This window comes from Parabacteroides sp. APC149_11_2_Y6 (genome assembly GCF_054506995.1).
Genome location: NZ_CP173709.1, coordinates 4,649,532 through 4,663,430 on the forward strand (window position 1 = coordinate 4,649,532; position 13,899 = coordinate 4,663,430).

Sequence of the window (13,899 nt, forward strand, 5' to 3'; positions counted from 1 at the left end):
AATCTTATTGTATGCTAAATTTATATTCTGTGTGATGATAATAGGTCTGTCCCGGTAAAAGGATTACGGACGGAAAACCGGAATGATTGACTGCATCCGGAAATCCCTGCGTTTCTAATGCAATTCCTGCATTTTTAAAATAAGGTTTACCATGCTTTCCTGTATCGCTTCCATCCATAAAATAGCCGGTATAAACCTGCAACGAAGGTTGATTCGTATAAATAGATAATTTCCTTCCACTCAATTCATCGAAGAGCTCTGCAGCCAGAGATAACCCATCTTCACTTTTCCTGTCTAAAGCAAAGGCAAGAGAAAAGCCTTTATTTTCTTTTATTTGAAACAAGTCCGATTGCATTGAAGCGGATAACGGGCGGAATATCTTAAAATCCAATTCTGTTCCTTCAGTAGATATATAGTTACCTGTAGGTATTAATTCTTCATCACATTCGATAATCCGGGGAGCTTCAAGCCTTAATTTATGAGAAAGAATATCTGCCGGCTTACCTGATAAATTGAAAAATGCGTGGTTTGTAAGATTTACAGGTGTCTTTTTATCACAAACCGCCTTGCATTCCATACATAATGCATTATCATTCCGGAGTGTATAACTGACTTCCACATCTACATTTCCCGGATAACCCTCCTCCCCGTCAAGAGCGCGACATGTAAAAACCACCATTTCCTCTCCCGCTTCATTCGATGTAAGCCTTCCGTTCCAATAACGGTTATGGAAGGCAAGATTTCCTCCATGTAAATGATTGGGAGCCGGTTTTCCATATACGTCATTCGCAGCTAATACATACTCCTTTCCATCCAAAGAAAACCGGGCATTGTTTATACGTCCGCAAACCCGTCCGACGATAGCGCCATGATATTGTTCTTTCGCAGAGCTATATTCCTGCAGAGAATTAAATCCTAACAAAACATCATCAAAAATGCCCTGTCTATCGGAAGTGCACATGCTAATCCATCGAGCCCCATAACTGGTAAACCGGGCAATCGTTCCCTGCTGATTATGCAAGGTATATAAATACCCCTGAAATCCTTTTTCTAATATAGTATTCGATAAGACATTCATATAATCCAACTTTTGCGCCTTCCGGTATTCAGATTCGATCTTCTCCAAACAGAAACCTTTATATTCGACTCAATAAAAGTTTTTCATCATCTCCATAGCACAAAGTAATAGTATATCATAGAGCCAACAAATAGATAAAAATATTATATAAATGGATTATTCTTCGATTTCACACTTACACATTTTATTTTATGAGGCACATAGAAAACTATCGACTATAAAGTTTGTATTTTCACAAATATGTGCAATATACTTTAATTACAGTCGAAAGTTTTCCACTTTAACTATCAAAGATTATGTTAAAGCCATTAATTTTATATATTAAACAAATGGATTATTTAGTTAATAACTCCTTCTTTTATATTTATACCGCCATAGCTACTGTACAGCAACCTTTGATATTAAACGCCTGACGATATACAGAGAGAAAATCCATACCTGTATTTGTTCATCAGCACCCAACTCTTTATATCATTGCAGCATGAATCTGCACGCCTTGATGATTATTATCCATTGCGGCAGCTTCTTCGAAATAAAACTTTGCCTTATCCACATGACCCAGTCCCAAATGACCCAGTCCCATCAGATAGTTACAATGGATACGGTTCTTTTTATTCATATCATCTTCCCAAATCTGCAGATCCGGAAGAGAGACGGCAAAATAATCCATCTTGAATACATCGAACAAATGTTTTTCCCCATATGCAATCAAATTATTGAACCGGCTACGCGCCTCCGCTTCACGTCCTAATTTACGAAGTGCCAATCCCTGATAAAATATCTTATCCGGTTTCTGGTCGTTATAATACATAGCGGCTGCGGGTTGGCTGTTGCCTACGCTGGCTGCGACAAACAAAGCTTCCGCTTCTTCTTTGCGCCCTAAGCCATATAAAGCACAGGCCTTATAATAATTGAAATCATTTTCCTGGGCACCGTACAATTTCCCTTCACCCAGATTGTGAGGATACACAAAACATTCGTCAATCCACTGCAATGCTTTTTCAAATTCATTGTCATGCAATAGTTTTTTCACTATTTCCACACGTGCCAGTTGATATTGGGCAGGAACTTTGCCTTCGCCTCCTTCCCACGGATGGAATTTGCGGGCTGTAATCATTTGGACTGCTTCTTCATAACGTCCCAATTGGTTTAACAAAGTCACATATTCCAGATACAAATCATCGCGGGTAAATACCACTTCCCTATTCCTTTCCAAGAAAGCCAAACGGTCGGCATGCGGACGATTCAGGCGTTTATACAACTGGTCTAACTCCATCAGGATACGGGCATCCGTGGTATCCAAGGCAAATGCTTTCTCTAATAACAGAACTGCCTCCTGTTGTTTATCCAGTTTATTGAAATAAGCAAGAGAGAGATTGCGAAGAACGGTAGGGAATGCCCCATCCAGCTTAGCAGATTGCTCCCAACAAGCGATTGCTTCCGCATACTGACGCTTATCATACCAAAGATTTCCCAAATAATAGCAAGCCTTCGGAGCTCTCCCGGCAAAATCAATAACAGACCGAAGAGCCAAAATCGCATCCAAAGCATTCGGGAAACAGCAATCCGGTGATTGTTTTTCGGCAATCCGGATAGCCTCTTGCCCTTCATCGATACGTTCCAGTTTCAATAAGAACCAAGCCTTATAATAGTGTAATAAGGTCTGATTGGAGACAGAAGCATGTATAGCTATATCTGCAACTGCCAGCGCTTCCTCCCAACATCCGGCAGAAGCATAGTCCAATGCCAGTTCTTCGTAATTATGGGCTTCCTGGCGCATTAAAGCTATCAACGCATCCTTATCGGCTTCATTTCCGGAGATAAAATACTTCTCTAATCCGCAACCAAAATTAAAACGGTCGATGGAAAGGGAGTTTTCTATAAAAGCAAGCGCCTCATCCGTACGTTCCAGACGACGCAATATGATTGCCTTTAAATGACGTCCGCGAAGATTGTGCCAATTACGCAACAAGGATTTATCTATTTCATAAAGTGCATCCTCCCAATTTCCTTTGGCAGCAGACAACTGAGCCAGCGAATAATAACCGGCATCCTGCCAGGCCGCATTCCAGCAAGCCTTATAAAAGAAATCGTACGCTTCTTCCGTTTTGTCCTGATACTTTAAGGAAAGTCCCAGATTATACAAGGGTTCGCCATCGTACGGGTTTGGATTCCGTTCTGTCAATGTTTTAACAGCCCGGCGAAGATAAATTTCCGCCTTTCCGAACTGCCCTTTGCGGATAAGCCACAAGCCCATAGCATTATTGTTGCGTACATCATCGGGATCACGCAACAGGGCTTCTTCATAATAATCGGTCGGAGCATAAGTCGCATGGCGATATTGTTCCAGATGAAGACCTGTCAGATAAAGTTGTTCGGTAGTACAAATCGCTTTAGGGTCAAGAGCCGCTTTAGCCGGGTCCGGCACTTCCTTTATTTCATCCGGCTCAGGTTCCCAGGAGAGCATTAATTTTCCGGAGGCTCCGTAGACCGATACACTAACATCTTTCAAATCAGGAACAGGGACGCTTGTTTCAAAAAGATGCTCAGGTGAAATATTTTCTACCGTATCCAACACCGGAATCCCGGCTTTCGTAACTAAAACATGCAATCCATTCTGAACAGATGTAGCAAATAGTTTCAGGCAGGCAGCATCCCCATCCGGCTCGATATTCATTAACAAATCGGAAGAAGCATTCTTTACCACACCCAGTTCCCGGTACGGCATAAAGTATTGGGTAAACGTTTTCTCCTCATACGGTTGCAACCAGGTAAAATCCGGTTGATTGTCCGTATAGACACCTGTCATCAATTCGATATACGGTCCGTCCGCATCCGTCAGGTTACGGTCCCAAGCCTGTCCGAAATCACTGTTACCCCACGTCCATTGTTTTTTACCCGGAGAGATATGATGGTTTGCCACATGTAAAACGCCGGCACGGGTATCGTTTTCATATCCGCCCACAAAATTATACTTGGAACGGATCGCCATATAAGAAGTCGGTACCGGAATATTCTTATAGCGGGAAATATCCACACCTGCCGAGTAATCCATTTTATAATAAGTTCCGGTTGCTATCGGATAGCGGGATACATCCCGTTTGCCATGATCGAACACCGCATTCACATCACCGGGAAATACGGACTGGTAATATTCATTTACAGCAACCGCCGGATTTGCCCACCAAAGAAAAGTCTGCGGTATCGGAGTGGGATTATACACCTTCCCCTGGATTTCCAGCACGGCACGTCCCGGACGCAAAGTAAAGCCCGCCATCCCTTTCTGATGGAACATACGTTCCCTTTCGCTCACCCAAACAACCGCACTGCCGTCGGCGCGTTTCTCTATCGAATAATCCACCGGGAGAAAGGTACTCGGACGATGGTGCTGAGGCCAGTTAAATTCGATTCCTCCCGAAATCCAGGGCCCCGTCAACCCGACCAATGCCGGTTTGATAACATGATTGTAATAGATAAAATGCCGCTTCTTCAGCTTGTCGTATGCCATTTGCACACGCCCGCCCAATTCCGGTAATATCATTACCTTGATGTACTCATTCTCCAGATAAATAGCATGGTAACTTTTATCCTCACATGTATCTTCAATTTTTTCTACTACAGGATATGGATAAACAACTCCACTACTTCCTTGATAAACTCGCTTTTCGAGGAACATAGGATTTTTCTCAGGTTTTCCTATGCCATACGTCGGTAAGAGAATATCTTCTTCCCAAACATTCACCATCTCTGCCATATTCATTCGTGTTATTTCGTTAATTCTTTTTCCAGCTCTTCCAATGTTTTACCTTTTGTTTCAGGTAGTTTGGCACGAATAAACAGAAAGCCTGCCAAACAAATGATTCCATACAACCAGAAAGTGCCCGAAGCTCCAACCGTTTCATTCAGTATAGGGAATGTATAAGTGAGCAGGAAGCAGGCTACCCAAAGGAAAAAGGTAGAAAGTGCCATCGCCATCCCACGTATTCGTACCGGAAATATTTCAGAAAGTACCACCCAAACGACCGGTGCCAGCGACATTGCGTAACATGCTATTGCTAAAACGACCAGCAATAACATCGGCCACCCGCTCATTCCCAGAAAATAACAGGTTCCGAGAGTCGCATAAATCAGAGCTAATCCAGCCGAACCGACAAACATAAGTGTCCGTCTGCCCCATTTATCTACCGTATAGATGGCAACAAATGTGAAAATCACATTGGTAATCCCTGTTACCACAATATTCATCAATACATCGGATACGGCATAACCGGCTTCCGAAAAGATCTCGTGTGCATAATTAAATATGACATTAATGCCGCACCACTGTTGGAAAACAGCCAGGACAATCCCTATAACCAAGACTCCCCGCACATTGGGTTGCAAAAGCGAACGCCAATTCGCACTTTCCTCTTTCCTATCGGTCAACTGACCTAATTCCGCCAAAGTCTGTCGTGCATATTCGTTGCCACCTACACGGGCCAGAATTTTCCCGGCTTCCACCGGTTGTCCCATTGTTGCCAGCCAGCGGGGGCTTTCCGGGATAACAAAAGACAAAATAAAAAACAAACCGGCCGGAACCAGCTCCGCCCAAAACATCCAGCGCCAAGCCCATTCAATACTTTCTGCACTCAGGCTTTCCGTTCCCGAAGAAAAATACCTGCCTATCTGCCAGTTTGCCAACTGCGCCATCAAAATACCCAATACGATGGTCAACTGGTTCAGGGAAACAAATTTCCCTCTGACAGCAGCAGGAGAAACCTCCGCTATATATACCGGTGAAACATTCGAAGCGATTCCAATCCCAAAACCTCCTATAATCCGATAAATCACAAACCAGGTGAAACTATCCACCGCACCGGTACCTATAGCCGATGCCACAAATAGGAAAGAAGCTATAATCAACATTTTCTTACGCCCATAGCGGTCGCTCCAGGAACCGGAGAGCAAAGCCCCGGCCAGACAACCGATCAATGCACTGCTCATCGCCCAGCCACGCAATGCGGCTGAACCTTCCAAACTAAAAAACGGCTCATAGAATATTTTAGCTCCTCCAATCACCACCCAGTCGTAACCGAACAATAATCCTCCCATGGCTGAAACCAGGCAGATTAATAATAAATAGGTCGTTGTTTGTTTCATAACAATCATATGTTTAAGATATGCTGCAAAGTAAATAGCTTCCGGAATAAAAATAAATAGATAAAAGATTTATGAAGATGGACTATATTTCGATTTTAATTGTAAGTTTGTCCTGTTCTTAAATCTACAGATATGATAAAACGAAAAGACGGTTTCAGCGGCGAACGAGCGCTCGTGCTTCCCCAATCAATCGTACAAGAGATGGAAAATGACCCATTCTCATCCATTCTCCACATTACGGACATCGGTTATTATCCGAAAGCATGGCACCATTTCAGGGAGCGGAAAGAACCTATCAGCCAGTTTGTATTCATCTATTGTATGGAGGGCGCCGGCTGGTATAAAGTGGACGGACACGAATATACCGTAACAGCGAACCAGTATTTCATCCTGCCAGCAGGAATCGGACATGCATACGGGGCGGACGAAAATGATCCATGGACTATTTACTGGATTCACTTCAAAGGGAAACTGGCGGCCCACTTCGGAAAGCTCTCCACCCGCCCTATAGAAATCAAGCCCGGCATCAATTCACGCATCAGCAACCGCATCGACTTATTCGAAGAAATATTCCGGACACTGGAGATGGGATACAGCCACGAGAACTTGCTATATGCCTGTTCCATCTTCTACCATTATCTGGGTACACTCCGTTACCTGCAACAATACCGGGATGTGGCACGCAACGAAGAACAAAAGAACGATATTGTAACGGCCGCCATCCATTTCATGCGGGAGAATATCGAGAAAAAGCTGACCTTACAGGAAATAGCGGAACACACCGGATACTCATCCTCCCATTTCTCCGTCCTGTTCAGCAAACGGACCGGATATGCCCCTCTGGCCTATTTCAACCAGCTAAAGATTCAGAAAGCTTGCCAACTGCTGGACTTCACCGATATGAAAATAAACCAGATATGCTATAAGATAGGAATAGAAGACACCTACTATTTCTCACGCCTGTTCAGCAAAATAATGGAAATGTCGCCCCGGGAATACAAAAAGATGAAAAAAGGATGATGGTTCATTCGTCAAATAAGCTATTTTTCATACATTTACGAACTTCTTTCATTCCTTAAAATGATCATAAATACAGAAAACCATGCAAAGACGAAACTTCTTCAAATCCATCGCATTGGGCGGCGTAACGGCTGCATTCTCTCCTATCGTTAAAGCTGCCGCACCGGAGATACCGGCACCTGAAAAGCCTGAAACCAACATCAAGGATGCCCTCGCCATTCCCCGTACAAAAAACTCCATGCCGGGAAAATATCCGGGTAAAGTCATTAAAACCTTCCACCCGGAAAGCATCGTCGACGGCAAGCCTTCCGATGCGGTTGCCTACGAAATGCTGAAAACATCCATGCTCCGGCTTACCGGAAAGAGCAACCTGAAAGACGCCTGGCTGGAATTTGTAACGCCTGAAGATATCATCGGATTGAAAGTAAACCCGATAGCCGGAAAACTGCTTTCTACCTCGCATGCCGTCACGCAAGCCATTATCCGGCAGTTGGAGGAGGCGGGAATCTCCCGTGACCGGCTTGTTATCTGGGACCGCCGTGAAGCCGACCTGAAAGAATCCGGCTTTACTTCCGACCGATACCCCGGCATCCGGATTACCGGTACCGAATACCAGGACGAAAACGGCAGCTACATCAATGCCGAAGGCAAATTCTACAGTGAAGACCGGATAGACAAAAGGCAATCTTATTACGTAGATCTGGAAGGCGAATATGATGCCTATACCATGCCCTATATGATAAACGGCGGCAAACACTCTTATTTCACCAAAATATGCACGGAGGAGGTTACTAAAATCATCAACGTGCCTGTCGTTAAAAATGCAGGTACCACGATTACTGTCTGCATGAAGAACCTCGCTTTCGGCTCTATCTCCAATACGGCACGCCTGCATGGTGCCATGTGGCATAATACATGTGCCGAGGCTTGCGCCTTTCCCCCGCTCCGTGATAAAGTCGTGCTGAATATTGCCGATGGGCTGACAGGTTGTTTTGATGGCGGCCCTTCTGCCAATCCGCAGTTTATCTGCCATTACAACACTCTTATCGTAGGTTCCGACCCGGTTGCGGTAGACCGTATCTGCTACGACCTTGTCATTGCCAAACGTATGGAAGAAGGGATACAGCAGGAAGAAAAAGCCGGTGCACGCGCCTTTATGGAACTTGCCCAGAAACTGGATTTAGGCATTGCGGATAAAGATAAAATCGAACTGACGGAAATAAACTTACAGGCATGAAACATTTCTTATTAGGATTGGCACTCTTAGTATGCGCTCCCGCATTCCTGCTTGCACAGGAGCCGGAAGTAAAACGTGAACGGACATTCACCGGGGCAGGATTATACGGTTTTATGAATGGCGGAGCCGACCAGTTCCTCGAATACGGAGTCAGTAAATTAGTGACCCGCGACATCGTATATCAGGGGGAAGAATATACCATCGATATTTACGACATGCCAACCCCCGAGGATGCGTTCGGTATCTATTCCCTGCATATCTTCAAATGCTCGCGGGCGGATATGCAGGGATGCATCGATTGCCTTTCCCCTTACCAATTGCAGGCTGTGGCCGGCAACCGGTATATCTCCATAGTATTCCCCTCCGGTTCGGATGCCGCCAAAAGTAAAGTGGATGAGCTTATCCGTATCTACGCACCAATGGACGGGAAAGACAATCCCCGAATACCGGAAGCATTAGGATTGACTCCCCCCTATTCCGGCAAACTGAAACTGCTACGTGGACCGATTTCCGTTTCAGGAGTCAGCACCTCCCTTTCCCAACTACTGAAAGATATTGCTTATACAGAGGTATGGTTTATAGCGGAAAAACCTGCCAACAGCTATAAAGCATTGATTTGCGTGAAAGAAGAAAAAGAGGTCGAAAAGCTAAAAGCGAAAATACCGGTATCCGATATTCTCTCATCCGGCGATACATTCCTGTACCTGCAAGGAAAAGAGACGGAGGAAGAAGAAGCGGATGACCACGGGGGATTCGGGTTTTGACAATTTTATCATTTGGAGCTTTCACCTATGCGCCCCTTCTCTGTATCGGCACGTTCCACAATAAACCCGGCAGCCGTATTTCCATGAATGGTCAAAGGCGTGATAAAACCTCCATCACATAATTGCGCCGTTGGCGGGAGATGCTGACAGAAGAGCCGTCTTTCATCCGGATATACCCGCCGTCCGATTTGATGAAGCTTTTTATCTCGTCGAGGTTTATCAGATGGGATTGGTGTACACGCAGGAAGTTATAGGGGGTCAGCAGTTCGTCAAATTCCTTGAGCGTTTTAGATACAATCAGCTTTTCCCCGGATTTCAGGTAGAAGGTCGTGTAGTTGCTTTCCGACTCGCAACGGACAATGGAGCCAATCTCCACAAACTCTATCTTATCGGCAACCGAGAGGGCTATTTTCTTTTGCTTGTCCAGGGTACGGGTATTCTGCAACAAGTTTTGCATCCGTTTATTTTCCTGTTTGCGGAGGATAATCTGCACGGCTTTCTCCACCGCATGAATCAGTTCAGTCGAATCGACCGGTTTCAGCAGGTAATCGAGCGCACTGAAACGGATGGCCTGAATGGCATAGCTGTCGTAGGCCGTCACGAAAATAACTTCAAAGGAGATGTCCCGGAGACTTTCCAGCAGGGAGAATCCGGTATCGCCCCCCAGCCGGATATCCAGGAAAAGGATATCCGGTTTTGTTTCTGGCAGAAGGATACGGGCTTCCGCAACCGAGCTGCAAATAGCTACTACTTTAATCTGCGGACAACAGGTTCCGAGCATGCGGAGCAAGTTCTCGCGGTTTGCCTGTTCGTCTTCTACAATTGCTGCGGTCAGTTTCGTATCCATAGTTTCATCTTATAAAGGGATGGATAAGCGGACGTGGCAACCGGACACAGACTCTTTCTCCTGCCTGTTCTCGATTGTAATGCCGATTTCCGTATTATACAATGTTTTCAATATCTCGAATTGGCTGGTAATCGCACGGATGCCGAAACCTTCGTCTGCCTTGGCATCGAACCCGGGGCCGTCGTCCGTTATATCAATCACCAGCAACTGGTTTTGCAAAGATAAGCGAATTGTGATTTCCCCCTTGCCCTGCGGTGCAATTCCGTGCTTTACGGCATTCTCTACAAACGGTTGTATCAGCATTCCCGGAATCTCCACCACATCCGGTTCGATATTGCTGCCGACCGTCAGCGAGTAAGAGAAGGGGACGCGGAGTTGTTCCAGCTTCAAATACAACTGCAATTGTTCGATTTCATCAGACAGGGTAACCAGTTTCTTTTCCGAGGTGGCCAGCACTTTCCTGAGCAGGCGCGAGAAGTCTATCAGGTATTCGTTAGCTTCCTCGTTTGCCGAGCGGTTAATCAGGTTCTGTATGGAGCTCAGCGCATTGAAGATGAAATGCGGGTTCATCTGCGAACGGATGGCACGGAGTTCGAGTTCGCTGATATGGCGGCGGCGTTGCTCCCGCTTCTGCTTGTTTTTCGTCCGCATGTAGTAGACAATGCCGATAAGGACGCAGACCAGCAGCGACCCCAGCACGCCTTCCTTGAACCCTTTCATAAAATCTCCGGACGAATCGCCTTTCAAATCCTTTTGTACCAGCCCGAGGATTGGTTTTATGTTCAAATCGCCGAACCTCCGGTAAAGGATTGTGCCGTCTTCGCGCATCAGGACGGTAAGGGGACCGGTACCCAGTTTATAATTCAAGTACCGTTTCTGTTCTTCGGGAATCGCTTTATAGGGCTTCACCCGTTCGGTGTTCTGAGGGGAGAAACGCGCATACATTTCGAGCTTCACGGTAGATGCCAGCCCTTCTTTTTTAAGCAGTTGCTGCAAGTCGAGGGCATTCTGGAGGTTCGGAATACTAAGCCCATTGCCGGTCGATAAAAACAGCAGGATGTATTTCCGGTCGCTCCCCTTCACCAGAGGCAGGCTGTCGGCTATCATAAGACCGGATTCGCGGATATTCTTTCCGGACTCGAAAGGAGCCAGCTTGTCGTACAGGTTCCTCAACCTGTTTGTCAGGGATGTATCCGGGCAGGAGGCGATGAAATCGTTATAATCGTCTTCCAGCTCATAGAACATCTTTTCGCCCGTCAGTTCCATCAGGTTTACTGCACTGACCAGATATTTGGGATAACCGGAGAAGATTTGCTTGTTTAGCCCGTAATCTTCCTGCGGGGTCAGCTTTTTCTGCTTGTTCAGGCTCAGGTTATCCGCTTTGAGTTCCTGTTTTTTATAGGCTGCATAGGTATAGAGGAAATAGCCGTAATGCGCAGCACCCATATTTTTCAACTCGTATGCATAGTCGATAAGCGGATTGAGCGATGCAAAGCAAGGAGCTTGCCAGTCAGGCAAACCGCTTTTCAGCCAGATATCCTTGTTGGCGGCTTGCATGTATTGGCGCAGGACGAATGCGGCTTGCAGATACTTTTCATTGATTTCGAACGTCCTTCGCCAATACGGGTCCATCTTCCCGGAATCTTCCTTCAGGGCGGTCCGGAAAAGGGTTTCGCGCTGCTGGAAGGCTTCTTTGAACTGTTCGGGGGAAGAGAGGTCGAACTCGAAGAGGTTGCCGAATTGCGGCAAACCGTAGCGCAAGTTGTTTTGCTCGCTGCCCCGTCCAAGGAAACGGGTAACGTGCGCTTCTTCAAAGGCTTTCTGGTCTTGTGTAATGCAATCGCCCGGGGTAAGCAGCATGGTCGTATATTTGCCCACTTCGTATTCGGTCGGGTAAGGGATAAACAGTTTCTTATGGACGGTTGCGTTCTTGCCGGTTTCGAGGTTGAAGAAGCTACAGGTAAATTCCGTATTCGGAGGCAGTGCGAACGAGGCCTCGATAACCCGTGCTTCCGACGTGAGTTGGATGGTTCCGTCGTTCTTCCATCCGGTCAGCAGGCCTTTTGCTGCCGGGATAAGTAGTTCGGAGAGGTTTACCGAGTCGCGGACGGTTGTTTCGGGATAGGCGGACAGTCCTTCCTGCCTCACTCCGAAGGGGACATAGACTTTCGAATAGGAAAAAGAGGTGTTCGCATTGTCGACGGTAAGCGCGTTCCGGCTTTTCCGGTCGTAGGTGACGCTCAAGACTGGTTTGTCCGGCACACTGCCCTCGATAGCGAAGTCTTGTTGGTAGCGGCTGTCGAAATAGTAAAAGCCCGGCTTTGCGTTATCGTTCCGGCAGTCGTACAGGTTCTTGAGGGTGTAGTCGATGGTCAGGGCATCGTCATTTACATCCGCCACGGTAGCCTGAAAGATAACTCTCCGGATGTTCTCAACTCGCCAGGGCAGTTCCTCCCGCAGCCCCGGAGCGATGTAGGGATAGTAGTGGACGGACTCGATGGCTACCCTGTCGCCCTTTTTCAGGGAGTCTGGCGTATACGGAGCGGATGTTTCCGCGAAACCGCTTTGCACCAGAAAAAGAAGAAATAGTAAGCATACTGTTTTCATACCTGTAAAAATAAGATGAATAATTTAATTACCTTCCGAAAGTATCTTATAAAGGTTGAATGGCTGTATGTAAATGAGCGGATAGCGGTTTTGGATGAGTATTCCTTCTTCCGTCGACGGCAGACGCCGAGGCGCGGCGATGATAAACGCAGGGCGCCGGCGACAGCAGACGCCGAACGCCGTCTACGGTAGACGTGGGGTGGCGGCGATGGTAGACGCAGATATTAGAGGGATGTACCAAATACATATATTAGGGAACGCAGACTACGCAGACAGAGCGCAGATTTACGCAGACCATATTTTTTCAATAAAGAATCTGCGTAAATCTGCGTGTTCTGCGTCATCTGCGTTCAGTAATAGCTTTTTGACAAAATTATTTATATAGCGGGTTGCCTTATAACTCTTCCGGCTTCTCGCCATCGCCTACCATCAATGTGAATGGGTAGACAAGGGTGCGGGGTTCTTTCAGCAGGGTGGTGGAGTTGCTATACCAGGTTTCGAGTTCCAAACTGTAGCGTCCGTTCCCCAGTGAGGCAGGGAGGGTAAACATCAGGCGGCTCGGGTCGTTGATACCGAAGGTGGTAATGGTGGCGACTACTGCCTGTGTGCTTTCCTTTATCAGTTTAAGCGTACCGGTTCCCGTGCCGTCGGCATTGACACATTTGATTTTAGAACCTGTAACGTCCAGCATACCGCCCGGGGTGATGGTGCCGTCGGTCAAGCCCGTGGTCACATCTTTTACAAGGCTGATACGTGCACCTCCCAGGTTCTTCACGTTCCCCGAAAACTCAGGGGTTACCTTTGCCACCTCGGCACGCATGGCTGCCGAAGGAGCCACATTTACTATACATTTGTTGATATCCGGGTTTATCGCTCCCGTAGTGCCGATAAGCAGTCCGGTGATGGATGGCGAATACAATGCCGAGCCGGTTACCACCGTATTGCCCTGACAGACCAGTTGGCGGATTTTCTCGTCTACCAGGTTGCAGATATTCACAATCGTTTCCGGGCGGTATTCCGTACGTTCAGCAGCGATGGCATTAGCCACGCCTTCGATAGTTAACGACTTGAGTGTTTTCACTTTTGCTATGTAATCTTCTTTCACGTCCTTTGTCATTGTGTACTCTTCAAGGTCAAAGAACCATTTGTAGTTTGCTGCCATACGGTAGATTTGTTTAAATGATGAATAAATAAATATGTTATGGGA

At 46.4% G+C, this 13,899-nt stretch carries 9 protein-coding genes; 3 read left to right on the forward strand and 6 right to left on the reverse strand.

Translation table 11 applies throughout. The features are described from left to right. Positions 1-4: 4 nt before the first annotated feature. From ACGE0T_RS19115 to ACGE0T_RS19125, 3 genes are all read right to left on the reverse strand, one after another. Positions 5-1,126: an aldose epimerase family protein gene (locus ACGE0T_RS19115; protein ID WP_459188162.1), complete on the reverse strand. Its 1,122-nt coding sequence runs from the start codon at positions 1,124-1,126 to the stop codon at positions 5-7. A gap of 418 nt (positions 1,127-1,544) precedes the next feature. Further along, positions 1,545-4,832 carry a tetratricopeptide repeat protein gene (locus ACGE0T_RS19120; RefSeq protein ID WP_459188163.1) on the reverse strand — a complete coding sequence of 1,096 codons (3,288 nt, stop codon included), beginning with the start codon at positions 4,830-4,832 and terminating at the stop codon, positions 1,545-1,547. Positions 4,833-4,843: 11 nt separating this feature from the next. Continuing rightward, positions 4,844-6,217 (reverse strand): sugar porter family MFS transporter, encoded by a 1,374-nt coding sequence (locus ACGE0T_RS19125; protein ID WP_459188164.1) that lies wholly within the window; start codon positions 6,215-6,217, stop codon positions 4,844-4,846. A 132-nt stretch (positions 6,218-6,349) separates the two neighbouring features. Here ACGE0T_RS19125 and ACGE0T_RS19130 point away from each other — a divergent pair, with 132 nt between their 5' ends. The 3 genes from ACGE0T_RS19130 to ACGE0T_RS19140 all read left to right on the forward strand — a co-directional run bounded on the left by ACGE0T_RS19130 (position 6,350) and on the right by ACGE0T_RS19140 (position 9,238). Continuing rightward, complete coding sequence (locus ACGE0T_RS19130) at positions 6,350-7,237, forward strand: AraC family transcriptional regulator (protein WP_459188165.1); 888 nt, start codon at positions 6,350-6,352, stop codon at positions 7,235-7,237. Between the two features lie 82 nt (positions 7,238-7,319). Continuing rightward, on the forward strand, positions 7,320-8,474 hold the full coding sequence (locus ACGE0T_RS19135; protein ID WP_459188166.1) for a DUF362 domain-containing protein: 1,155 nt from the start codon (positions 7,320-7,322) through the stop codon (positions 8,472-8,474). Next, entirely contained in the window at positions 8,471-9,238 is a 768-nt protein-coding gene (locus tag ACGE0T_RS19140; RefSeq protein ID WP_459188167.1) for a DUF6599 family protein, read from the forward strand. The genes ACGE0T_RS19135 and ACGE0T_RS19140 overlap by 4 nt, the downstream gene beginning before the upstream one ends. 91 nt (positions 9,239-9,329) lie before the next feature. On the opposite strand, the gene ACGE0T_RS19145 is transcribed toward ACGE0T_RS19140, so the two are convergent. The 3 genes from ACGE0T_RS19145 to ACGE0T_RS19155 form a co-directional block, all read right to left on the reverse strand. After that, positions 9,330-10,085, reverse strand: a complete 756-nt coding sequence (locus ACGE0T_RS19145) for a LytR/AlgR family response regulator transcription factor (protein WP_459188168.1) — start codon at positions 10,083-10,085, stop codon at positions 9,330-9,332. 9 nt (positions 10,086-10,094) lie between these two features. Further along, positions 10,095-12,692, reverse strand: a complete 2,598-nt coding sequence (locus ACGE0T_RS19150; protein ID WP_459188169.1) for a histidine kinase — start codon at positions 12,690-12,692, stop codon at positions 10,095-10,097. A 394-nt stretch (positions 12,693-13,086) separates the two neighbouring features. After that, positions 13,087-13,854, reverse strand: a complete 768-nt coding sequence (locus ACGE0T_RS19155; RefSeq protein ID WP_459188170.1) for a DNA-binding domain-containing protein — start codon at positions 13,852-13,854, stop codon at positions 13,087-13,089. Between the last annotated feature and the right edge of the window lie 45 nt (positions 13,855-13,899).

Bases quoted from the DNA above. Each gene is read 5' to 3' on its own strand.
- ACGE0T_RS19135 (WP_459188166.1), top strand. From the start codon at position 7,320: ATGCAAAGACGAAACTTCTTCAAATCCATCGCATTGGGCGGCGTAACG.
- ACGE0T_RS19140 (WP_459188167.1), top strand. From the start codon at position 8,471: ATGAAACATTTCTTATTAGGATTGGCACTCTTAGTATGCGCTCCCGCA.
- ACGE0T_RS19150 (WP_459188169.1), bottom strand. From the start codon at position 12,692: ATGAAAACAGTATGCTTACTATTTCTTCTTTTTCTGGTGCAAAGCGGT.
- ACGE0T_RS19125 (WP_459188164.1), bottom strand. From the start codon at position 6,217: ATGAAACAAACAACGACCTATTTATTATTAATCTGCCTGGTTTCAGCC.
- ACGE0T_RS19145 (WP_459188168.1), bottom strand. From the start codon at position 10,085: ATGGATACGAAACTGACCGCAGCAATTGTAGAAGACGAACAGGCAAAC.
- ACGE0T_RS19130 (WP_459188165.1), top strand. From the start codon at position 6,350: ATGATAAAACGAAAAGACGGTTTCAGCGGCGAACGAGCGCTCGTGCTT.
- ACGE0T_RS19155 (WP_459188170.1), bottom strand. From the start codon at position 13,854: ATGGCAGCAAACTACAAATGGTTCTTTGACCTTGAAGAGTACACAATG.
- ACGE0T_RS19120 (WP_459188163.1), bottom strand. From the start codon at position 4,832: ATGGCAGAGATGGTGAATGTTTGGGAAGAAGATATTCTCTTACCGACG.